18 protein-coding genes are annotated in these 21,650 nt (G+C 72.7%); 10 read left to right on the forward strand and 8 right to left on the reverse strand.

Features of this window, described 5'->3' with window-relative positions; translation table 11 throughout:
• The first annotated feature begins 142 nt into the window (after positions 1–142).
• The gene (locus ABEA46_RS18610; RefSeq protein WP_345546682.1) at positions 143–3,892 is read left to right on the forward strand and encodes a multifunctional oxoglutarate decarboxylase/oxoglutarate dehydrogenase thiamine pyrophosphate-binding subunit/dihydrolipoyllysine-residue succinyltransferase subunit; all 3,750 of its coding nucleotides are present in this window, start codon (positions 143–145) and stop codon (positions 3,890–3,892) included.
• Between the two features lie 85 nt (positions 3,893–3,977).
• On the opposite strand, the gene ABEA46_RS18615 is transcribed toward ABEA46_RS18610, so the two are convergent.
• Positions 3,978–5,348, reverse strand: a complete 1,371-nt coding sequence (locus tag ABEA46_RS18615) for an APC family permease (protein WP_345546684.1) — start codon at positions 5,346–5,348, stop codon at positions 3,978–3,980.
• Positions 5,349–5,424: 76 nt separating this feature from the next.
• Entirely contained in the window at positions 5,425–6,981 is a 1,557-nt protein-coding gene (locus ABEA46_RS18620) for a glycerol-3-phosphate dehydrogenase/oxidase (protein WP_345546686.1), read from the reverse strand.
• 114 nt (positions 6,982–7,095) lie between these two features.
• Here ABEA46_RS18620 and ABEA46_RS18625 point away from each other — a divergent pair, with 114 nt between their 5' ends.
• The 5 genes from ABEA46_RS18625 (at position 7,096) to ABEA46_RS18645 (ending at position 12,981) form a co-directional block, all read left to right on the forward strand.
• On the forward strand, positions 7,096–8,760 hold the full coding sequence (locus ABEA46_RS18625; protein WP_345546688.1) for an FAD-binding oxidoreductase: 1,665 nt from the start codon (positions 7,096–7,098) through the stop codon (positions 8,758–8,760).
• Positions 8,757–9,659: a diacylglycerol kinase gene (locus ABEA46_RS18630; RefSeq protein WP_345546690.1), complete on the forward strand. Its 903-nt coding sequence runs from the start codon at positions 8,757–8,759 to the stop codon at positions 9,657–9,659. The genes ABEA46_RS18625 and ABEA46_RS18630 overlap by 4 nt, the downstream gene beginning before the upstream one ends.
• A gap of 120 nt (positions 9,660–9,779) precedes the next feature.
• Positions 9,780–10,082, forward strand: coding sequence for a DUF4242 domain-containing protein (locus ABEA46_RS18635; RefSeq protein WP_345546692.1), 303 nt, complete (start codon positions 9,780–9,782; stop codon positions 10,080–10,082).
• Positions 10,079–10,327: a hypothetical protein gene (locus ABEA46_RS18640; protein WP_345546693.1), complete on the forward strand. Its 249-nt coding sequence runs from the start codon at positions 10,079–10,081 to the stop codon at positions 10,325–10,327. Before ABEA46_RS18635 ends, ABEA46_RS18640 begins: the two co-directional genes overlap by 4 nt.
• Positions 10,328–10,407: 80 nt before the next feature.
• On the forward strand, positions 10,408–12,981 hold the full coding sequence (locus ABEA46_RS18645; protein ID WP_345546695.1) for an ATP-binding protein: 2,574 nt from the start codon (positions 10,408–10,410) through the stop codon (positions 12,979–12,981).
• 21 nt (positions 12,982–13,002) lie between these two features.
• Here the strand turns inward: ABEA46_RS18645 and ABEA46_RS18650 are convergent, their stop codons facing one another.
• Positions 13,003–13,248: an alpha-ketoglutarate decarboxylase gene (locus ABEA46_RS18650; protein WP_191172903.1), complete on the reverse strand. Its 246-nt coding sequence runs from the start codon at positions 13,246–13,248 to the stop codon at positions 13,003–13,005.
• A complete protein-coding gene (locus tag ABEA46_RS18655; protein ID WP_345546697.1) occupies positions 13,245–13,865 on the reverse strand; it encodes a sigma-70 family RNA polymerase sigma factor in 621 nt (206 codons plus the stop codon). The genes ABEA46_RS18650 and ABEA46_RS18655 overlap by 4 nt, the downstream gene beginning before the upstream one ends.
• Before the next feature lie 168 nt (positions 13,866–14,033).
• On the opposite strand from ABEA46_RS18655, the gene aroA reads away from it, so the two are divergent.
• Genes aroA through bcp form a run of 3 tightly spaced genes read left to right on the forward strand, consistent with a single transcriptional unit; the run spans position 14,034 to position 17,025 of the window.
• On the forward strand, positions 14,034–15,419 hold the full coding sequence (aroA, locus tag ABEA46_RS18660; RefSeq protein ID WP_345546699.1) for a 3-phosphoshikimate 1-carboxyvinyltransferase: 1,386 nt from the start codon (positions 14,034–14,036) through the stop codon (positions 15,417–15,419).
• Between the two features lie 42 nt (positions 15,420–15,461).
• The gene (gene rsgA, locus ABEA46_RS18665) at positions 15,462–16,523 is read left to right on the forward strand and encodes a ribosome small subunit-dependent GTPase A (protein ID WP_345546701.1); all 1,062 of its coding nucleotides are present in this window, start codon (positions 15,462–15,464) and stop codon (positions 16,521–16,523) included.
• 37 nt (positions 16,524–16,560) lie between these two features.
• Entirely contained in the window at positions 16,561–17,025 is a 465-nt protein-coding gene (bcp, locus tag ABEA46_RS18670) for a thioredoxin-dependent thiol peroxidase (protein ID WP_345546816.1), read from the forward strand.
• Between the two features lie 29 nt (positions 17,026–17,054).
• Here bcp and ABEA46_RS18675 read toward each other — a convergent pair whose 3' ends face one another.
• Positions 17,055–17,432, reverse strand: coding sequence for a histidine kinase (locus tag ABEA46_RS18675; RefSeq protein ID WP_345546703.1), 378 nt, complete (start codon positions 17,430–17,432; stop codon positions 17,055–17,057).
• Between the two features lie 256 nt (positions 17,433–17,688).
• Between ABEA46_RS18675 and ABEA46_RS18680 the strand changes: the two genes are divergently transcribed.
• Positions 17,689–17,937, forward strand: a complete 249-nt coding sequence (locus ABEA46_RS18680) for a WhiB family transcriptional regulator (RefSeq protein ID WP_018171995.1) — start codon at positions 17,689–17,691, stop codon at positions 17,935–17,937.
• Positions 17,938–18,102: 165 nt separating this feature from the next.
• Here ABEA46_RS18680 and ABEA46_RS18685 read toward each other — a convergent pair whose 3' ends face one another.
• The 3 genes from ABEA46_RS18685 to ABEA46_RS18695 are packed head-to-tail and all read right to left on the reverse strand — an operon-like array spanning position 18,103 to position 21,554.
• The gene (locus ABEA46_RS18685; RefSeq protein ID WP_345546705.1) at positions 18,103–19,587 is read right to left on the reverse strand and encodes a sensor histidine kinase; all 1,485 of its coding nucleotides are present in this window, start codon (positions 19,585–19,587) and stop codon (positions 18,103–18,105) included.
• A gap of 24 nt (positions 19,588–19,611) precedes the next feature.
• Positions 19,612–20,925, reverse strand: coding sequence for a CpaE/TadZ family protein (locus ABEA46_RS18690; RefSeq protein ID WP_345546707.1), 1,314 nt, complete (start codon positions 20,923–20,925; stop codon positions 19,612–19,614).
• Positions 20,922–21,554, reverse strand: a complete 633-nt coding sequence (locus tag ABEA46_RS18695; protein WP_345546708.1) for an SAF domain-containing protein — start codon at positions 21,552–21,554, stop codon at positions 20,922–20,924. The genes ABEA46_RS18690 and ABEA46_RS18695 overlap by 4 nt, the downstream gene beginning before the upstream one ends.
• Positions 21,555–21,650: the final 96 nt, after the last annotated feature.

Genomic DNA, 21,650 nt, shown 5'->3' on the forward strand with positions numbered 1-21,650 from the left:
AATCATGCGGGATCTTTCAGGTTCGAACCGCCGTGGGCCGGGACCGGGCCCGCTGACTGGGCTAGGCTTAACCGATGCGTGTCCAGGTGTCAGCACCCTGCACGCGACCCACAACTTCACCGATGAAAGCAGGCGATTCAGCGTGTCGAGCCAGGTGACGGGCGTCGGGGTTTCGAACGAGGGAGAGTTCGGAGCCAACGAGTGGCTCGTCGAGGAGCTGTACGAGCAGTTCAAGATCGACCGGAACTCCGTCGACAAGGCGTGGTGGCCCGTTCTTGAGGCCTACCACCCCGCCGACGGCACAGCACAGGCGGCGACCGCCGCGGCGCCGGCACCGACGCCGCCCGCGGCGCCCGTGTCGGAGGCCGCACACCCGGCCACGACGCAGCCTGCGGCATCCGAGCCCCGCCCGGTGACGGCGCCGATCCCCGTGATCGGCGCCCAGCCCGTGGCCCGCACGACCGCGCGGCCCGCGGCGCCGCAGCCGATCCCGGCGCAGGCGCCCAAGGCGCAGCCGTCGTCGGCGTCCGACGCGCCCGCGCCCGAGGCCGACGTCGTCACGACGCTCCGGGGCATGCCCAAGACCCTCGCCGCGAACATGGACGAGTCGCTCACGGTCCCCACCGCGACGAGCGTGCGCACCGTGCCGGCGAAGCTGATGATCGACAACCGCATCGTCATCAACAACCACATGGCCCGCAGCCGCGGCGGCAAGGTGAGCTTCACGCACCTCATCGGGTGGGCGCTCATCCAGGCGCTCAAGGAGTTCCCGAGCCAGAACGTCTTCTACGCCGAGATCGACGGCAAGCCGTCGGTGGTCGCGCCCGCGCACGTCAACCTCGGCATCGCGATCGACCTCCCCAAGCCCGACGGCACGCGCGCCCTGCTCGTCCCGAGCATCAAGCGCGCCGAGCAGCTGACGTTCAACGAGTACCTCACCACGTACGAAGACCTGGTGACGCGCGCCCGTGGCAACAAGCTGACGGCGGCCGACTTCCAGGGCACGACGCTCTCGCTCACCAACCCCGGTGGCATCGGCACCGTCCACTCCGTCCCGCGTCTCATGAAGGGCCAGGGCTGCATCGTCGGCGCCGGCGCGCTCGAGTACCCGGCCGAGTTCCAGGGCGCGAGCGACAAGACGCTCAACGAGCTCGCGATCGGCAAGACGATCACGCTCACCAGCACCTACGACCACCGCGTCATCCAGGGTGCCGGCTCGGGCGAGTTCCTCAAGAAGGTGCACGAGCTGCTCATCGGGCAGCGCGGCTTCTACGAAGACATCTTCCGCGCCCTGCGCATCCCGTACGCGCCCATCCACTGGGCCGCCGACATCAACGTCGACCTCGCAGAGCGCGTCGACAAGCAGGCGCGCGTGCAGGAGCTGATCAACTCGTTCCGCGTGCGCGGCCACCTGATGGCCGACATCGACCCGCTCGAGTACGTGCAGCGCACGCACCCCGACCTCGAGATCGAGAGCCACGGCCTCACGTTCTGGGACCTCGACCGCGAGTTCATCACGGGCGGGTTCGGCGGAAAGCGCCAGATGAAGCTGCGCGACATCCTCGGCGTGCTGCGCGACTCTTACTGCCGAACGATCGGCATCGAGTACATGCACATCCAGGACCCCGGCCAGCGCGCCTGGTTCCAGGAGAACGTCGAGGTCAAGTACCAGAAGCCCGGCCACGACGAGCAGTTGCGGATCCTCGACAAGCTGAACCAGGCCGAGGCGTTCGAGACGTTCCTGCAGACGAAGTACGTCGGCCAGAAGCGCTTCAGCCTCGAAGGCGGCGAGTCGCTCATCCCGCTGCTCGACGAGATCCTGCAGGGCGCCGCGCAGGCGGGCCTCGACGGCGCCGCGATCGGCATGGCCCACCGCGGCCGGCTCAACGTGCTGACGAACATCGCCGGCAAGACGTACAGCCAGATCTTCCGCGAGTTCGAGGGCTCGGTCGCGATCGGCTCCAAGAGCGGCTCGGGCGACGTCAAGTACCACCTCGGCACCGAGGGCACCTTCGTCGCCGACAACCAGTCCGAGCTGCCGGTCTACCTGGCTGCGAACCCGTCGCACCTCGAGACCGTCGACGGCGTGCTCGAGGGCATCGTCCGCGCCAAGCAGGACCGCAAGCCGATCGGCACGTTCACGTGGCTGCCCATCCTCGTCCACGGCGACGCGGCCTTCGCGGGCCAGGGCGTCGTGTTCGAGACGCTGCAGATGTCGCAGCTGCGCGGGTACCGCACCGGCGGCACCGTGCACGTCGTGGTCAACAACCAGGTCGGCTTCACGACGACGCCGACCGACGCGCGCACCTCGGTGTACGCCACGGATGTCGCCAAGACCATCCAGGCGCCGATCTTCCACGTGAACGGCGACGACCCCGAGGCCGTCACCCGCGTGGCGCAGCTGGCCTTCGCATACCGCGAGCGGTTCCACCGCGACGTCGTGGTCGACCTCGTCTGCTACCGCCGGCGTGGTCACAACGAGGGCGACGACCCGTCGATGACGCAGCCCCTCATGACGAACCTCATCGAGGCGAAGCGCTCGGTCCGGCGCCTGTACACCGAGGCGCTGGTCGGTCGCGGCGACATCACCGAGGAGGAGTACGAGAAGGCCAAGCAGGACTTCCAGAACCGCCTCGAGATCGCGTTCGCCGAGACCCACGCAGCCGAGACCGGCTCGTCGCCGGTCGTCGTGCCGGAGGCGGCCGCCGCCCAGCCGGTGACCGGCGAGCCCGAGACCACGGGCGTCTCGCGTGAGGCGATCAACCTCATCGGCGACACGTTCGTGAACAAGCCCGAGGGCTTCACGGTCCACAACAAGCTGCAGCAGCTGCTGGAGAAGCGCCTCGACATGAGCCGCAACGGCTCGATCGACTGGGGCTTCGGCGAACTGCTGGCGTTCGGCTCGCTCCTGCTCGAGAAGACCAACGTGCGCCTGGCCGGTCAGGACTCGCGTCGCGGCACGTTCGTGCAGCGCCACGCCGTGCTGCACGACCGCGCGAACGGCCAGGAGTGGATCCCGCTCACCAACCTCGGTGAGGACCAGGGCCGCTTCTACGTCTACGACTCACTCCTCAGCGAGTACGCGGCGATGGCGTTCGAGTACGGCTACTCGGTCGAGCGCGCCGACTCCCTCGTGCTGTGGGAGGCCCAGTTCGGCGATTTCGCCAACGGTGCGCAGTCGGTGATCGACGAGTTCATCTCTTCGGCCGACCAGAAGTGGGGCCAGCAGTCGAGCGTCGTGCTGCTGCTCCCCCACGGCTACGAGGGTCAGGGGCCCGACCACTCGTCGGCCCGCATCGAGCGCTACCTGCAGATGTGCGCGCAAGACAACATGACGGTCGCACGCCCGTCGACGCCCGCGTCGTACTTCCATCTGCTGCGTCGCCAGGCCTACGCGCGCCCGCGCCGCCCGCTCGTCGTGTTCACGCCGAAGGCGATGCTGCGCCTGCGCGGCGCGACCAGCCCGGTCGAGGACTTCCTCACCGGCAAGTTCGAGCCGGTGCTGGACGACAACCGCGGCATCGACAAGTCGGCCGTCACGCGCGTGCTGCTGCACGCCGGCAAGATCCACTGGGATCTGCGCGCCGAGCTCGACAAGAACCCCAACCCCGCCGTGGCACTGGTGCGCCTGGAGCAGTACTACCCGGCTCCGATCGACGAGCTCAACGCGGTGGTCGACCAGTACCCGCACGCTGAGCTGGTGTGGGTGCAGGACGAGCCCGAGAACCAGGGCGCCTGGCCGTTCATCGCGCTCGAGGTCGTGAAGCACCTGAACGGTCGCACGATCCGTCGCATCTCGCGTGCCGCCGCGGCCTCGACCGCGACAGGCTCGCCCAAGGTCCACGCCGCCGAGCAGGCCGCGATCATCCAGGAGGCGGTCAGCACCTCCTGAGCCCCGGCAGCCGAACCGGCCCCGGACACCCGTCTCGAACGGGGGTCCGGGGCCGGTCCGCATGCGCCGGGGCCGCCCGTCGTCTTCACCCCGACGAGCGGCCCGGGGTCTGTCGGATGGTCTGACGCGCGGGGGCGGCATCCTCATCCGCGTCCGGCGAAGCCGCCGTCGTCACCGAGGCGGACGCGGCCACCCGGGGCGTGCGCCGCAGGCGTCGCCACACCGTGACGGCCACCGCGGCGAGCGCGAGCAGTGCGGCCGGCAGCAGGTTCGCCCCGGCCAGGAGCAGCAGTCCGATCGAGAGCACTGCGGCGACGACCGCCATGAACCACCCCGCCGTGAAGCGCGGCAGGATGAGCGTCGCGGCGATCATGCCGGCGGCGTAGATCGACACCATGTTGCTGGTGTGGATCAGGATGAACGTCTGCAGGTCGCCGCCGGTGAGCAGCGCGATGGTGGAGTAGACGAGGGCGATCCCCAGGGTCACGAGCAGCGCGCGCCGTGGCACTCCACCGGCCTCGGCTCCGGGGGCGAGCACGCGGGGCAGGTCTCCGTTGGCGGCGAGCGACGCTCCGAGCTTGCCGAACGCGGCCAGGTACGAGTTCATGACGCCCAGCACGACGATGGCGGCGACCGCGCCGACCGCGGTGGGGCCGAACCCGGGGGCCACCGCCTCGGCAAGGCTCAGCAGCGGCACGGCGCCGGCTCCGGCATCCGCCCCGAGCACGCCGACGGTGACGATCTGCAGCAGCAGGTACGCGAGCCCCGTGACGACCAGCGCGATGGCGGTGGCGAGCGGGATGCTGCGCCGCGGGTCGCGGAACTCCCCCGAGATGTGGGTGCCGACCTCCCACCCCGCGAAGGCCCACACGAACAGGCTCACCGCGGTGCCGACGCCGCCCCAGCCGTGCGGCAGGAACGGTTCGAACCGGGATGCCGCGACATGCGGGAACGCGGCTGCCACCACGAACACCACGATGGCCACGAGCAGCCCGGTGAGCACGAACTGCACCCACCCGGCCACTCGCACGCCCAGCATGTTGACGGCGAAGGGCGGGATCAGGATCGCGAACACGAGCACCGTGACGGCGGCGCGATCGATGTGCAGGATCGCGGTCAGGTACTCGCTGCCGAGGATCGCGAGGACCGGGATTCCGGCCGCGACCCCGAAGTAGAACCAGTAGCCGGTGGCGCGCGCGGCCGTCGGGCCGAGGGCGCGGCGCACATAGCTCGCGACGCCGCCGGGGTCGGGGTACCGGGCGGCGAGCGCCGCGAAGGTGCCGGCCAGCGGCACGGCCAGCACGATGACGGCGAGCACCGACAGGATCGACGCGGGCCCGGCGACATCGGCGGCGAGCCCGGGCAGGACCAGCAGTCCGGTGCCGAGCACCGATGCGATGTACAGGGCAGTGCCCTGCACGATGCCGAGGCCGCCGCGCGCGTGGGTCGAGGTCACGCTTCCAGTGTGGCCGGGACGTGCGACGCCCGCGTGCCGCCCGCCGGACGTTCCGGGGCGCATTCCTGCCAACCGGTCAGAGCGGGTCGACGCCGGCACGGGCGAAGGCGGCGGTGGCCGCATCCACCGAGTCGGCGGCGTCGGCGGGCACCAGTCCGAGCCGCGTGCGGCGATCGAGCAGGTCGTCGAGGCTGAGGGCGCCCTCGACGCGCACCCCCCACTCCAGCTCCTGCGCGGTGACGCCGCATGCGCCGCCCGGCCCCCCGGCGAGCCGGGCGACGTACGGCGCCTCGGCCCCGTACCGGCGCAGCAGCCGTGGAGCCGCCGCGATCTCACCGAGCCGGGCACGCGGCCATGCGCCCACCAGCGGCAGCGAGCGCGTCGTCGACGGATGCGACGGGAACGACGGATCGCGGCGGATGACGGCGTCCACCGCATCCTCGGCCATGCGCCGGTAGGTGGTGAGCTTGCCGCCGACGACGCTCAGCACGCCGGACCCGGACTCGAGGATGGCGTGTCGGCGCGACAGGTCGCTGGTCTCGTCGTCGTCCGCGGCGGCGGCCAGCAGCGGGCGCAGACCCGCGTACGTCGCGAGCACGTCGTCGCGCGCGAGGGGTACCTCCAGCACCGTGTTGACCACGTCGAGCAGCTGGTCGACCTCGTCGTCGCTCGCGTGCGCGACATCGGGCATCGGCCCGTCGACCGGCACGTCGGTCAGGCCGATGTACGTGCGCCCGTGGAGGGCGGGGAGCGTGAACACGAACCGGCTGGACGAGCCGGGGATCGGCACCGTGAGCGAGACGTCCGAGCCGCCGAGACGCTCCGTCGGCACGACCAGGTGCGTGCCGCGGCTCGGTCGCAGTCGCACGTCGGGGTCGAGCTCGCCGGCCCAGACCCCCGTCGCGTTCACGACGGCGCGGGCCTGCACGCCAAGCGTCTCGCCCGAGACGAGGTCGTGCAGCCGTGCGCCGCGCGCGTCGATCGACACCGCCTCGACGCGGGTGAGGATGGATGCCCCGTACCCGGCCGCCGTGCGCGCCACCGCGACGACCAGCCGGGCATCGTCGACGAGCTGACCGTCCCAGCCCCGCACCCCGCCGCGCAGGTGCTCGTGCCGGATGGCAGGCGCGAGGCCGCGAGCGGTCTCGGGACCGATCAGCCCGGGCGCCGGCAGCACCCGGCCCGGGGTGCGGACGGCGCGGCGCAGACCGTCGCCGAGCTCGTAGCCGAAGCCGATGTACGCGCCGCGGCCGAGCGCGCCCGGGTCGTACAGCGGCACGACCTGCGCGAGCGCGCGCGTCAGGTGCGGAGCAGTGCGGGTGAGCAGGATGTGCCGTTCGACGGCGCTCTCGCGGGCGATCCCGATCTGCCTCGACGCCAGATAGCGCAGGCCGCCGTGCACGAGCTTCGAACTGAACCGGCTGGTGCCGTGGGCGAGGTCGTGGCGTTCGACGAGGACAGTCCTGAGGCCGCGGGCCGCGGCATCCAACGCGATCCCGACCCCGGTGATCCCCCCGCCGATGACGAGCACGTCGACCTCGGCGTCGTCGCCGAGGTCCTGCAGTTCCCGCGCGCGGCGCGCGGCCGACAGCGCCGACGACCGGGGCGTCCGTCCGATGATGCGGGTTGGCACGTCCCCATGATGCCGGACTCCCTCCCGGTTCGTTCGTCACCTGTGCGCGCACCGCCCCCGCGATCGTGCGCACAGGTGACGAGCGAACGAGAACGCCGGTGCGATACTTGCCGGATGCCGACGACGTCTGCCTCTGAGCCGCTGCCCGCGTCGCCCGCTCCGCGCGAGCGCGGGCCCTGGGACGCCTGGGATCCGGAGCCGGCACGACTGCCCGCCGCGGCGAAGGCGATCGTGGCGACGGTGGTGCCGGGCAAGGCGCATCCGGTCCCCCGCCGCGCACGCCCGACGCTGACGCCGTCTGTCCTCGGCGACGACGACCTGGCTGCCCTCGCGGCGATCGTCGGCACGGATCATGCGACCCGCGACGACGACGTGCGCGCCCTGCACCTAGGCGGCAAGAGCACGCTCGACCTGCTGCGCCGGCGCCTGGATGATCCGCAGGACGCGCCCGACGCGGTGGTCGCACCCGTCGACCACGCCGGGGTCGCCGCCGTGCTGCGCGCGTGCGACGGGCGACGGATCGCCGTCGTGCCGTTCGGCGGCGGGACGTCGGTCGTCGGCGGCGTCGACCCGGTCCGCGGCGCGCAGCGCGCGGTGATCGCCCTCGACCTCTCGCGCACGGCATCGCTGTGCGCGCTCGACGAGGTGTCGCAGCTCGCGACGTTCGGTGCGGGAACGACGGGGCCGCAGGCCGAGGAGCTGCTCGGCGCCCGCGGCTACACGCTCGGGCACTTCCCGCAGAGCTACCTCTACGCCTCGCTCGGCGGCTTCGCGGCCACCCGGTCCAGCGGCCAGGCCTCGCGCGGCTACGGCCGGTTCGACGACCTCGTCCACGCGCTGCGCGTCGCGACGCCGCGGGGCGACCTCGACCTCGGACGCGCCCCGGCGAGCGCCGCCGGCCCCGACCTGCGCGAGCTGTTCCTCGGCTCGGAGGGCGCCTTCGGGGTGCTGACCGAGGTGACGGTGCGGATCCGGCCGGTCCCCGCGGCGACCTCCTACCGCGCCTGGACCTTCCCCGACTTCGCGTCGGGGGCGGCGGCGTTCCGCGAGGCGACGCAGCGGGGCCTGCGCCCCACCGTGCTGCGGCTGAGCGACGAGACCGAGACGCGGGTGAACGCCGCGATGGGCGGCCACCTGACACGCCTGCGCGGCTGCCTGGCCGTCGCGACGTTCGAGGGCGCGACGACCGCCGAGGCCGAGCAGGCCCGTGACGCCCTCGATGCCGTGTTCGCGGCGCACGGCGCCAAGTCCCGCGGCGAGGACCCGGCGCGCTCGTGGGAGCGCGGCCGGTTCGCATCCCCGGGTCTGCGCGACACGCTGATGGACATCGGCGTGCTGGCCGAGACGCTGGAGACCGCGACGACGTGGGCGAACCTGCCGGCGCTCAAGACCGCCGTGACCGCGGCGCTCGGCGCGAGCCTCGCGGCGGCCGGCACCAAGCCCATCGTCATGTGCCACATCTCGCACGTCTACCCCGCCGGCGCCTCGCTGTACTTCACCGTGGTGGCCGCGCTGACCGAGGACCCGCGGGCGCAATGGGCGGGAGCGAAGGATGCCGCCTCCCGGGCGATCGGCGAAGCCCACGGCACCATCACGCACCACCATGCGGTCGGGCGCGACCATCGCGCCTACCTCGAGACCGAGATCGGACCGCTGGGCGTCGCGCTGCTGCGCGCCGTCAAGGCCACCCTCGACCCGAACGGCATCATGAACCCCGGCGCGCTGGTCGCGCCCGCGCCCGCGCCCGAGGCCCCCGCCGCACCCGGTTCCCTCGCATGAGGGTCGCGCTGCTCGTCAACCCCGCGGCCCGCGCCGGCGCCCACACCGGAGCGGCGACGAACGCGGCCGAGCGTCTGCGCGCCCACGGCGTGCAGACGTCGATCCTGAGCGGCGGCAGCGCGGCGGAATCCTCCGAGCTGCTGCGCGCGGCCCTCGAGGTCGGCGTCGACGCGGTCGCCGTGGCCGGCGGCGACGGGACGGTGAACCTCGCGCTGCAGGAGCTCGCGGGCACCGGCATCCCCCTCGGCATCGTCCCCGCCGGCACCGGCAACGACTTCGCCGCGACCCTCGGCCTGCGCGAGCTCGACGTGGCCGCGGCCGCCGATGCCATCGCCGCCGGGGTCACGCGCCGCATCGACCTCGCCAGGGTCACCCGCGACGACGGCTCGACCCGGTGCTTCGGCTCGGTGCTCGCCAGCGGCTTCGATTCGAAGGTCAACGACCGGGCCAACGCGATGCGCTGGCCGCGCGGCGGTTCGCGCTACAACATCGCGATCCTGGTCGAGTTCCTCCGGCTCGCCGGCATCCCCTACGCGGTCGAATACGAGCTCGCCGACGGCACGCGGGAGCGGGTCGACGGCGAGCTGGTGATGGCCACCGTGGGCAACGGGCGCACCTATGGCGGCGGCATCCCGATCGCCCCCGATGCGGACCCTGCCGACGGACTGCTCGATCTCGTGCTCGTGCGCCCGGCCGGTCGGCTGCGGCTGCTCGGGCTGCTGCCCAAGGTGTACAGGGGCACCCACGCCGTCGTGCCCGAGGTGTCGATGCGGCGGGTGCGCTCGGTGCGGCTGTCGTCGCCCGGGGTCACCGCCTACGCCGACGGCGACCCGATCGGCGCCCTGCCGCTGACCGTCGACGTCCTGCCCGGCGCGCTCACGATCTTCACCCCCGCCTGACGCGCGGGAGGGGAGGTCGTCGGCACAACATGGGGAACCGCTCCCGATGCGGGTGCAGCGCGGGATCCCGACGATGGAGTCATCCCGGACAGCCCGGGTGCCTCACAGATCGGAAGACCCATGAACACCTTCATCATCGAGCGGAACGTCCCAGGCGCCTCGCGCATGAGCCACGAGGACCTCGTCGAGATCGCCCGCACGTCCAACCTCGCCGTCGAGTCCCTCGGACTGCCCTACGAGTGGGTGACGACGTACGTGGCCGGCGACAAGCTCTACTGCATCCACCGCACCGACGAACCCGAGACGGTGCGCGAGCACGCCCGCCGCGGCGGGTTCCCCGCAGACCTCGTGTCAGAGGTGGTCGCCGAGTTCGGCCCGCAGACGGCGGACGAGGGGATGCCGCCCGCCGAGGCCGCGGCATGAGCGCCGTCTTCGCCACCCCGGCCGCGATGGCCGAGCAGGGCGCTGCTCTGCGCACCCTCGCGCTCGGAGTGCGACGCGGGATGCTCCGGCTCGTGGCGACTGCCGGCGCCGCCGTGACGGCATCCCGGAACCGCAGGATCGATCACGCCGAGATGACCCGGCTGCGCCTGGTCGCCGATGCCCTGCAGGCGATGCGCGCCGGCGCCTACGCGGACGTCGCGCTCGGCGGCCCCGCACCCCGGTGACCGCTCCCCCGCTCGAACAGCCCCCTGGCCGACTGTCGGGCGCCCGCCCACGCGGCGGCGCCGAAGCCTACGATGGCGCCATGGGGCTGTTCGAGCGCGCGCCGCAGCTCGACGCGCTGGCACAGGCGATCACGCGCGGCACGGCGCCGGAGGGGGCGTCGGGGTCGGTGGTCGCGATCTCCGGCGATGCCGGCGCCGGCAAGACGAGCGTGATCGCCGTCGCACTGGCCGCCGTGCCGGCGGGTGTGCGGGTGCTGCGGGTCGCGTGCGACCCGCTGTCGACGCCGCGGCCGCTCGGCCCGGTGCGCGACGTGCAGGCGGCGCTGGGCGACCCGATCGGCGCCGACACGCTGCTGGGCGCCGAGGCGCGTTTCGCCGCGGATGTGTCGGACGCGCCGACGGTGCTCGTGATCGACGACGCACAGTGGATCGACGGGGCCTCGGTCGAGGTGCTGCGGTTCCTGGCGCGCCGCATCGAGGCGCTCCCCGTCGTGCTCGTGCTCGCGCACCGCGACGTGCCGCTCGGGCACGCACTGCTGGGGCTGCTGGGCGACATCGCACGGATGGAGTCCTCCCGGCGGGTCGTGCTGCCGCCGCTGTCGGTGGACGCGGTGCGCGAGCTGCTCGGCGGACGCACCGCCGACGCCGAGCACGTGTGGGGCCTGACCGGGGGCAATCCGTTCTTCGTGGCCGAGATCGCCCGCAGCCCCGGCGACGAGCTGCCGCCGACCGTGCGCGACGCCGTGATCGCCAGCACTGCCGGCCTCACCGGAGCCGAGCTCGAGGCGCTGCAGCTCATCGCGACCGCCCCCGACGCGTTCGACGACCGGCTGCTGCCGCTCGCGGGCCCGCACGACGGCGGCATCGACGTGCCGACGCTCCGCCGCCTCGAGGCCACCGGCCTGCTGGTGCGCACGCCGCACGGGATCGGCTTCCGCCACGAGCTCGCCCGGCTCGCCGTCGTCGCGAGCGCCGAGCCCGGCGTGGAGGCGCTGCTGCACCGGCGGGTGCTCGACGCGTGGGAGCGGGTCGGCGGGGCGGACGATGCCGTGCTCACGCACCACGCCGCGGCCGCCGGCGACCGCGAGCGCACCCGGCGGTACGCGATCCGCGCCGCCGAGGATGCCACGCGCACCGGGTCGCACACCGAGGCCGTGGCCTACCTCGCCCTGGCTCTGGACGGCATGGACGGCGACACCGCTGAGCGCGCGGGTCTGCTCGAGCTGCTGAGCACCGAGCAGTACATGGTCAGCCGGCTGCCGGCATCCCTCTCGTCCATCGAGGCTGCACTGCGGATCCGCGAGCGGCTCGGCGACCACGACGGGATCAGCGCCGCCCACGACCGTCGCGCCGTTGTCGAGTACTACTCGGCGCGCCGGCGCGAGGCCGAGCGCCAAGCCGACGCCGCCGTGCAGGCCGGAGGCGGCGCTGCCGTGCGCGCGTCCGCGCAGGCGACCCGCGCGTACCTCGCGTACCGCCGCCACGACCTCGTGACCGCGCGGCGCATCGTCCGCGCCGAGCGCGACACGTCATCGACGGATGCCGCCGCCCTCCGGCTTTCGATCACCGAGGCTGCGGCATCCCTCGTCGACGGCGACACGACGGCGCGCGCACGACTGCGGCAGCACGCGTCCCAGGCGCTGGAGCGGTCCTTCGACGAGATCGGCACGACCGCCTACTCCAACCTGTCGGCGATCGACATCGAGCACCGCCGGCTCGCCGATGCCGAGGCCGTGCTCGCCGAGGCGATCCCGCTCACGATCGACCGCGACATCCCGGTGTGCCGCCAATGGCAGACCGGCATGCGCTCGCGCCTGCACCTGATGCGCGGGCGCTGGGCGGCCTCGGCCGAGGACGCCCAGTCCGTGCTCGACGGGTCCGGAGCGCCGTTGGCCGCCGTGTGGCCCCACCTCGTCTCGGCGCTGCTGCAGCTCCGCCGCGGCGAGCCGCAGGACGCGGACGCGCACGTCGACGCGACGGCCGAACTCGCGGCGGAACTGGACGAGGCCCTCGTGACACTTGCGGTGCTGAGCGTCCGCGCCGAACGGGAGTGGCTGACCGGTGTCCCCGATCCCCGGCTCGCCGAAGCGGGCGCGGCCCTCACCGCCGCCACCGCGCTGCCGGGCACCCAGTGGGCGGTCGGCGATCTCGCCGTGTGGCTCGCACGCCGCGGGCACCCGGACGACCCGGCCGTCGACCCCACCGCGCTGCCCGAGCCCCACCGGCTCGAGCTCGCCGGCCGGCACGACGAGGCCTCGCACGCGTGGCGCGATCTCGGGGCACCTTTCGACGCCGCGATGGCCGCGGTCCATTCGACGGATGCCGCCACCGCCGCCGCGGGGCTGTCGAGCCTGGACGCCCTCGATGTGGCGGCGAGCGCGGCCCGGGCCCGCCGGATGCTCACCGAGCGCGGCATCCGCTCGCTTCCCGCCCGGCCGCGCACCGTGACGCTCGCCAACCCGTCGGGACTGACCAACCGTCAGCTCGACGTGGCGCGGCTCGTCGCGCGCGGTCTCACGAACGCCGAGCTCGCGCAGCAGCTGTACATCTCGCCCAAGACCGCTGACCACCACGTGTCGGCGGTGCTGAGCAAGCTCGGCCTGGCCAGCCGACGTGACATCGTGCGCGCCGCCGCGAGCCTCGGGCTCGACTGACGGCCGGCGCCGGGCAGCCGGTCAGCCGGTGACGGTCTGTGCCGCGCGCAGCTTGGCCAGCACCTGATCGCGCAGCTCTTCGGGCGCGCTCTCTTTGCACGCCCGCGCCAGCACCTCGGTCAGCGTGCGGGCGACGAGCGCCTCGTCCTGGCACCCCTCGCAGTGCTCCAGGTGCTCGGCGATGTCGGTCTGCGAGGTCTTGCAGACCTCATGACGCAGGTACTCCTCCAGGTCGCGCCGCGCCTTCTCACAGCCGCAGTCGGTCATTTCGTGCTCCTTGTGGCGGCGGCCGTCTGGATGCCGCGCTCCTTTGCGTAATCGGCCAGCAGCTCACGGAGCATTCGCCTGCCACGGTGCAGACGGCTCATGACCGTGCCGATGGGGGTCTTCATGATGTCGGCGATCTCCTGGTAGGCGAATCCCTCGACGTCGGCGAGGTACACAGCCAGGCGGAAGTCCTCGGGGATCGACTGCAGCGCGTCCTTCACGACGGATGCCGGCATGTGGTCGATCGCCTCGGCCTCGGCCGAGCGGGTGCTGGTCGCCGTGGTCGACTCGGCGCCGCCCAGCTGCCAGTCCTCGAGGTCGTCGATCGTGCCCTGATACGGCTCGCGCTGCTTCTTGCGGTACGTGTTGATGTACGTGTTCGTCAGGATGCGGTAGAGCCACGCCTTGAGGTTCGTGCCCTGCGTGAAGGTCCGCCACGACGCGAACGCCTTGACGAAGGTCTCCTGCACGAGATCGGCCGCATCGGCGGGGTTGCGCGTCATGCGCATGGCGGCGGCGTACAGCTGGTCCATGAAGGGCAGTGCCTGCTCTTCGAACTGCGCACGCGGATCCTGCGCCGCCTCGGCGGCGGGGACCTGGTCGATCGAGTCGCTCATCACGCGCCAGTCTACGGCGGCACCCTCCAGACCGGCTGGGGCGGGATGCCGCGAACCGAGGTCCAGCGACGGCGCATCGGTCCCGACGCGATCAAGTGTGGCGAACATCCGGCTCCGCTCGTGGGTTTCTCCCGGGGCTGTCGCACCGGTTCAGTAGGGTAGAACCCGATGACAGCCGACGGGTATTCCCCCACTTCCGCGCCGATCGTGCGCGGCCATTGGCACGCCCCGCTCGCGGAGGGCGCGCTGCACGCGACGGTGACCGTTCCGGGCTCCAAGTCGCTGACGAACCGCGAGCTCATCCTCGCGGCCCTCGCCGACGGTCCCAGCCGCCTGATCGCGCCGCTGCACTCCGACGACTCGGCCCGCATGATCGACGCGCTCCGCGCGCTCGGGATCGGCATCGAACGCGTCCCGGGCTCCGGCCTGTACGGCGATGACCTCGAAGTGACACCCGTGTGGCCCCTCGGCGGCGAGACCGTCGTCGACTGCGGCCAGGCGGGCACCGTGATGCGCTTCGTCGCCGCGCTGAGCGGCTTCGCGCACGGCGACGTGACGCTGACGGCGCACGAGAGCGCGCTGCACCGCCCCATGGGCGCCATGATCACCGCGCTGCGCGACGTCGGCGTCGACATCGACGACGGCGGCCGCTGGGCGCTCCCCTTCATCGTGCGCGGCCACGGCCACGTGCGCGGTGGCGAGGTCACGATCGACGCGAGCGCGTCGAGCCAGTTCGTCTCGGGCCTGCTGCTCGCAGCTCCCCGGTTCGATGTGGGGCTGCACCTCGTGCACGCCGGCGAGCGGCTGCCCAGCATCCCCCACATCGACATGACAGTGGAATCCCTCGCGCACCGCGGCGTGCACGTCGAGCGGCCCGCGATCGGCGAGTGGATCGTTCCGGCGGGAGCCGTCCGCGGCAAGGACGTCGCGATCGAGCCCGATCTGTCCAATGCCGCGCCGTTCCTCGCGGCGGCGATGGTCGCCGGCGGCTCGGTGTCGGTCACCGGGTGGCCCGCCCACTCCACGCAGCCGGGTGCGATGCTCACCGACATCCTGGCGCTCATGGGCGCCCGCGTCGTGCGCCGCGGCGGCGCGCTCACCGTCACCGCGGGCGCCGGCATCCAGGGCGTCGATCTCGACCTCTCCGCGGCCGGCGAGCTGGCCCCGACCATCTTCGCCCTCGCGGCGTTCGCCGAGTCGCCCTCGACGCTGCACGGCATCGGCCACATCCGCGGGCACGAGACCGACCGCATCGCGGCCCTGGTCGCCGAGCTGCGCGGCCTCGGCGGCGAGGCGCACGAACTCGCCGACGGCATCCGCATCGTCCCCCAGCCGCTGCACGGCGGCACCTGGCACGCCCACCACGACCACCGCATGGCGACCACGGGCGCGCTCATCGGACTGGCGGTGCCCGGCGTCGAGATCGACGACATCGGCACGACCGCCAAGACGATGCCCGAGTTCCCGCAGATCTGGCAGCGCATGCTCGACGGCGACGGCGCGGACGGCGCCGAGGGCGGCGGTCTTCCCGAGGAGACGATGCGCGCCTCATGACGCGGCATCCGACAGCACTGTGAAGCGATCCGGGACCACCGCATGAGCTGGCTGGACGATCTCGACGACGACGACGAACCCGAGTTCGACGAAGCCGACGTGCGGGTCCGACCGAACCCCAAGGCCAACCGCCCGCGCACCAAGCGCCGCCCCGCCCACAGCGACGCCCGGATCGTGCGGGTGCTCGGGGTCGATCGTGGGCGCTACACGGTGCTCGTCGATGAAGACCTCCCCGGCGAGCGCACCGTGCTCGCCGCCCGCGCCCGCGAACTGCGCAAGACGCCGATCGTCACCGGCGACCGGGCCCGCATCGTGGGCGACGCGTCGGGCGACGAGGGCACGCTGGCACGGATCGTCGGCATCGAGGAGCGCACCTCGCTGCTGCGCCGCAGCGCCGACGACACCGATCAGGTCGAGCGTGTGATCGTCGCCAACGCCGACCAGATGCTCGTCGTCGTCGCCGCCGCCGACCCCGAGCCCCGGCCGCGGCTCGTCGACCGGTACCTGGTGGCGGCGCTGGACGCCGGCATCCGTCCGCTTCTCGTCGTGACCAAGACCGACCTCGCCGACCCCGCCGAGTTCCTCGCGCACTTCGACGGCCTCGACCTCGAGGTGTTCACGAGCGGGCGCGAAGAGATGCCGCTCGAGCGCATCGGGGCGGCTCTCATCGGGCACTCGACAGTGTTCGTCGGGCATTCCGGCGTCGGCAAGTCCACCCTCGTCAACGCCCTGGTACCCGATGCCAAGCGGGCGACCGGGCACGTCAACGAGGTGACCGGCCGCGGCCGCCACACGTCGAGCTCGACGGTGTCGCTGCGCTACCGGGGCGACGGCGGCAACGGCTGGGTCATCGACACCCCGGGCGTGCGCTCGTTCGGGCTCGGTCACGTCGATCCTGCGAACATCCTGCGCGCGTTCACGGATCTTGCCGAGATCGCCGAGGAATGTCCGCGCGGCTGCACTCATCTGCCGGACGCCCCGGACTGCGCGATCGTCGAGGCTGTCGACGCGGGCAGGCTGGGGCCCGGCGGCGCCGCGCGCCTGGACTCGCTGCAGCGCCTGCTCGAGACGTTCGCGAAGAAGGCGCAGGAGCCTGGCGGGTGAGCCGCCCCACCCCGCCGCCTAGGCTGGAGGGGTGACAATACAGCGCCTCGAACCCGGTTCCCTCGCTCCCGCCTTCACGCTCCCCGACCAGGACGAGCGCCCGGTGGCACTGAAGGAGCTGCGCGGCGGACCGGTCATCCTGTTCTTCTACCCGGCCGCGATGACGCCCGGGTGCACCAAGGAGGCGTGCGACTTCCGCGACAGCCTCGCGCCGCTGCAGGCCGCCGGCTACACGGTGCTCGGCATCTCGCCCGACGAGCCCGAGAAGCTGCGACGCTTCCGCGAGCGCGACGGCCTCACGTACGAGCTGCTGAGCGACCCCGGCCACAAGGTGCTGGAGAAGTACGCCGCGTGGGGCGAGAAGATGAACTACGGCAAGACGTTCCAGGGCGTGATCCGCTCGACGATCGTCATCGACGCCAAGGGTCGCGTCACGCACGCCCTGTACAACGTGCGCGCGACCGGTCACGTGGCGCGGGTGCGCACGCTGCTCGGCGTCTGACGCCTCACCGCTGCAGCGGCCCCGCGGGATCAGTCCTCGCGGCGGGCGGCGCGGCCGGCGTCGCGCACGGCGAGGATCAGCAGGACGAGCACCACGGCGGCGGGGATCGCGAGAGCCAGGGCGATGCCCGGGGCGGCGAACGCGCCGGTGATCGCGCCGAGCGCGACCGCGAGGATCAGCAGCTGAGTGACGATCCCGCCGGAGCGCCCCCAGGACTGGCCGCGCCAGGTCGCGACCGCGAAGGCGATGACCGCCACGGCGCCCACGACGCTCAGCACGACGAGCGCGAGAGCGCTGGCGATCGAGTCGGTGTCACCGCGCAGGATCTCGACGATCTGCCAGACGACCAATGCGAGGATGCCCACTCCCTCGAGGCCGACCAGCACCGCCGCGACCCTTCCGGACACGTTTGTCCGCATTCTCCGTCGACTCCCTCACACTTCGGCGATCGATTTGTGCGAACCCTCCAGGCGACTGGGGGAACACCCAGCAAGTCCTACACAAACCCGCCGATGGACCCTTGATTCAGGTAAACCGCTATGGGACGATTGGTGAAGCCGTGTGCTCCCACAGCGACGTGGGGCGAGTTCTCTCGCACACCCACCAGGGTATCGGACCCGAACCGGCACTCTTCCCCACCCCCTCGTTACAAGGAGCACCCCCATGGACTGGCGCGACAAGGCCGCCTGCCTGACCGTCGACCCCGAACTGTTCTTCCCCGTGGGGAACACCGGACCGGCCGTCGATCAGATCGAGAAGGCCAAGTCGGTGTGCGCACGCTGCACCGTCACCGAGATCTGCCTGCAGTACGCCCTCGAGACCGGACAGGACTCGGGCGTGTGGGGCGGTCTCTCCGAGGACGAGCGCCGCGCGCTCAAGAGGCGCGCCGCCCGCGCCCGCCGCGCCTCCTGAGCCCGGGCTTCTGAAGCTCTGAGAGAGCGGATGCCGCAGCTTGCGGCATCCGCTCCTCTTTGTCGTCTCCGATGACCCGGCTGTCGAGATCAGGCGATCTCGCCGGCACAGGGATTCGATCGGAGTCGCCCTGTCTTGGCCAGATCTCCTGATCTCGCAGACAACTCAGCCCTTGCTGCGGTCGATGTAGCGCAGCGGGATGTCGATCGTCACCTCGGTGCCGCTGCCCATGATGGTGTGCCAGTCGATCGTGCCGCCCAGCTCGCCCTGGATCAGGGTGCGCACGATCTGCGTGCCGAGGCCCCGGCCGACCTGCCCCTCCGGCAGACCCGACCCGGTGTCGCGCACGCGCACCTCGAGCCGGTCGTCGGTGCGGTCGGCGATGATCTCGACGTCGCCCTCCTGGCCGGCGAGGCCGTGCTCGACGGCGTTCGTGACGAGTTCGGTGAGCGCGAGCGCGAGCGGAGTGGCGTACTCGCTCGGCAGGGTGCCGAAGCGCCCGGTGGAGTGCGTGCGCGCACGCGTGTTGGGCGCCGCGGCGACCTCGGCGACGAGCTTCAGCACACGCGCGAACACCTCGTCGAAGTCCACGTTCTGCGCGAGGCCTTCCGACAGGGTGTCGTGCACGACAGCGATCGCCGAGACGCGGCGCATCGCCTGGGTCAGCGCGTCGCGTGCCTCGTCGGAGTGCGACCGGCGAGCCTGGATGCGCAGGAGCGAGGCCACCGTCTGCAGGTTGTTCTTGACGCGGTGGTGGATCTCGCGGATCGTCGCGTCCTTGGTGATGAGCTCCTGCTCCTGGTGGCGGATCTCGGTCACATCGCGGCACAGCAGGATCGCGCCGATCCGCGTGCCATGGTCGCGCAGCGGGATCGTGCGCAGCGACACCGTCACGCCGCGCGACTCGAGGTCGGCACGCCATGGTGCCCGGCCCGTCACGACCACCGGCAGAGACTCGTCGAACTGGCGCTTGGCGGGGAGGATCTGGGTCACGACCTCGACCAGCGACTCCCCCTCCAGCTCGTCGTCGAAGCCGAGGCGATTGAACGCCGACAGCGCGTTGGGGCTCGCGAACGTCGTGATGCCGTCGACGTCCAGGCGCACCAGGCCGTCCGACGCACGCGGCGCTCCGCGACGGGGCGAGGTGGGCGCCGTGAGGTCGGGGAAGTCGCCCGACGCGATCATGCCGAACAGGTCGTCGGCGCACTCGTTGAACGTGATCTGCTGCCGCGACGGTGTGCGAGCCTCGCCGAGGTTGGTGTGACGCGTCACGACGCCGATCGTCTGGACGACGCCGCCGTGCTTGCGCGCGACCGGGACGGCCCTCACGCGGGTGGGCGTCTCTTCGAACCAGTCGGGCGACGCGGAGTCGACGATCATCCCGGTCTGGAAGGCTTCGCGCACCTGCGTGCGCCACTGCGGCCGCACGCGATCGCCCACGATGTCGCGGTAGAAGAGCGTCGCCGCACCGCTCGGCCGCGTGTGGGCGACCGCGACGAACGAGTCGTCGGACGTGGGCACCCACAGCACGATGTCGGCCGAGGCCAGATCGGCGAGGAGCTGACCGTCACCCGCGAGTCGGTGGAGCCACTCCACATCCTCTTCGCTGGAGCGGCCCTGGGCGTAGACGAGATCGCTGAGGGTCGACACGCCTACAAGCCTAGGGCTCGCGCCTCACGCGGCCGGTGCGCCGACGCGCGAAGACTCCCGCGCGTCGCGCCCACGCCGTCGCGGGCGACGCCGCGCGCGCTCCGGCTGTGCGGGGGCCGCACCCGGTTCCGGCGCCGGGACGACCGCCTCGCCGGCCAGCCGACGCACCGCGAGGGTGAGCGGCGACTTCGGCGCGACCTCGGCGACGGTCTGTGACGACAGCAGCGCGGCGTCCGCCGAGCGCGGGTCCAGGGGCAGGAACCACAGGTCCTCGATGCCGCCGAAGCGGTCGAGCGTCCGGCGCACCTGCCCGCGGGCGTCGATGCCCAGCGCCCCGGGCCGCAGCCGGTTCGCGACGACGGCGATGCGGGTGGCCCCCACCGTCGCCCGCAGCTCGGCGTGCGCGCGCAGGAAGCGGGCGATCCCGAGCGGGTCCGCCGCGGCGACCGCGACCACCAGGTCGGCCGCCCGCAGTGCCGCGATCGTCGCGGCGTTCCGACGGGGCCCGTCCAGATCGCTCATGATCTCTTCGTCGCGCTCCAGCGACGAGGCCACGTCGACAACCGTGTAGTCCGCCCACTCCCGGCAGGCCGACAGCGCACCCGCCACGCGTCGCTCGCTCAGCTCGGGCCACCGCGACGGCCGGTTGATGCCTGTCAGCACATCGACGCCGGTGCGACCCAACGGCACGGCGATGCGGGTGAGCTCGCGCGCATCCAGTCCGCCGAGCTCGGCCTGCCGGCAGGCCGCCGCGAAGCCGGGGCCCTCGTCGGCCAGGCCGAGCGCCAGCGCGATCGACGGCGCGTGCGAGTCGGCGTCCACGAGCGCGGCGTGGCGTCCGCCGCGTGCGAGCTCCACGGCGAGCTCGGTCGCCACCGTCGATCGCCCCGGCGCGCCGGCCGGACCCCACACCGCGATCACCCGCGGATGCGGATGCGCGTCGACGTGCGGAGCCGGCTCCGGCGCCGCGGCGGGCCCGGCGACGAGCGCTTCGGCGACGCGCCACGGCTCGGTGCTGCGCGGCAGCGGCGCCTCCAGTCCGCATGCGGCCGCCAGCCGCTCCCCCGCCGCGTCCGCCACGAGCGGGACGACGCGGGTCCCCGCACGGTCGCACAGCGCCACCACGGTCGGTGAGAGCGTGTCGCGCGCGACCTCCAGCACGAGCACGTCGGCATCGGCGAGGGCCCGCAGCAGCGCCTCGGCCTCGGCCGCCGGCATCCCGTCGGACGCGGCGTACGCCGGTGCGGACGCCGTCGTTGTCGCGATCACCTCGATGCCCTCGCGTCTCAGCCCCTCCACGAGCGCGCCCGACTCGTCGACGGCGACCACGGCCCTCACGATCCCGCTCCGGTCGTCGGCACGATCGAGAGGGCGGACTCGTCGGCCATCGCGGCGAGGGTGGCCGATACGTCGTCGCGGGGGATCACGAGTTCGAGCGCGGCAGCGCCGCCGCCGATCATCGAGTCATCGCGCGTGACCGAGACCACCGTCGCATCCGCCACCAGGACCCTCGGCTTGTCATAGCCACCGCGCTCCAGCAGCGGCGCCGCCCACACCTCGACGACGGATCCGGCGGCGACGGACGCCGGCACGTCGACCGCGCTGCGCACCACGACGCTCGTCGTGCGTGCGGCGTCGGCGTCGCCCACGGCGGCCGCAGGCACCAGCTCGCCCGCCTCGATCGTGCGCGTCGCGACGATCGCGTCGCCGAGGTCGCCCTCGCCGACGTAGGTGTCGGCGATCGAGCCGAGCGCCACCTCCACTACTGTCACGTCGCCGGCCGCGATCGGTTCGCCGGGCACGATGGTGTGCGCCGCCGCATAGACGGGCACCGTCTGCCGCGCCGCAGCCACGACCAGCCACACACCCGCGACGGAGGCGACCACCAGGAGCACGCCGAGGAAGAACCGCGCGTCGCCCCAGAAGGCGCGACGCGGGCTGCGGACGGGGTCGCTGGCGACGGTCATGGCACCATCGTCGCCGACTCGCCGAAATCGTGTCGTGCGTTATCCACAGGGTGCTGCGCACCCGGCCGGGGCAGGGACCGCCGCGCCATAATGGGG

This window comes from Microbacterium jejuense (assembly GCF_039544225.1).
GTDB classification, from domain to species: Bacteria; Actinomycetota; Actinomycetes; order Actinomycetales; family Microbacteriaceae; genus Microbacterium; species Microbacterium jejuense.

Excerpts from the sequence above, each read along its gene's own strand:
- ABEA46_RS18625 (WP_345546688.1), top strand. The coding sequence starts at position 7,096 with ATGCCGACGACGTCTGCCTCTGAGCCGCTGCCCGCGTCGCCCGCTCCG.
- ABEA46_RS18630 (WP_345546690.1), top strand. The coding sequence starts at position 8,757 with ATGAGGGTCGCGCTGCTCGTCAACCCCGCGGCCCGCGCCGGCGCCCAC.
- ABEA46_RS18635 (WP_345546692.1), top strand. The coding sequence starts at position 9,780 with ATGAACACCTTCATCATCGAGCGGAACGTCCCAGGCGCCTCGCGCATG.
- ABEA46_RS18640 (WP_345546693.1), top strand. The coding sequence starts at position 10,079 with ATGAGCGCCGTCTTCGCCACCCCGGCCGCGATGGCCGAGCAGGGCGCT.
- ABEA46_RS18645 (WP_345546695.1), top strand. The coding sequence starts at position 10,408 with ATGGGGCTGTTCGAGCGCGCGCCGCAGCTCGACGCGCTGGCACAGGCG.
- ABEA46_RS18650 (WP_191172903.1), bottom strand. The coding sequence starts at position 13,248 with ATGACCGACTGCGGCTGTGAGAAGGCGCGGCGCGACCTGGAGGAGTAC.
- ABEA46_RS18655 (WP_345546697.1), bottom strand. The coding sequence starts at position 13,865 with ATGAGCGACTCGATCGACCAGGTCCCCGCCGCCGAGGCGGCGCAGGAT.
- aroA (WP_345546699.1), top strand. The coding sequence starts at position 14,034 with ATGACAGCCGACGGGTATTCCCCCACTTCCGCGCCGATCGTGCGCGGC.
- rsgA (WP_345546701.1), top strand. The coding sequence starts at position 15,462 with ATGAGCTGGCTGGACGATCTCGACGACGACGACGAACCCGAGTTCGAC.
- ABEA46_RS18680 (WP_018171995.1), top strand. The coding sequence starts at position 17,689 with ATGGACTGGCGCGACAAGGCCGCCTGCCTGACCGTCGACCCCGAACTG.
- ABEA46_RS18695 (WP_345546708.1), bottom strand. The coding sequence starts at position 21,554 with ATGACCGTCGCCAGCGACCCCGTCCGCAGCCCGCGTCGCGCCTTCTGG.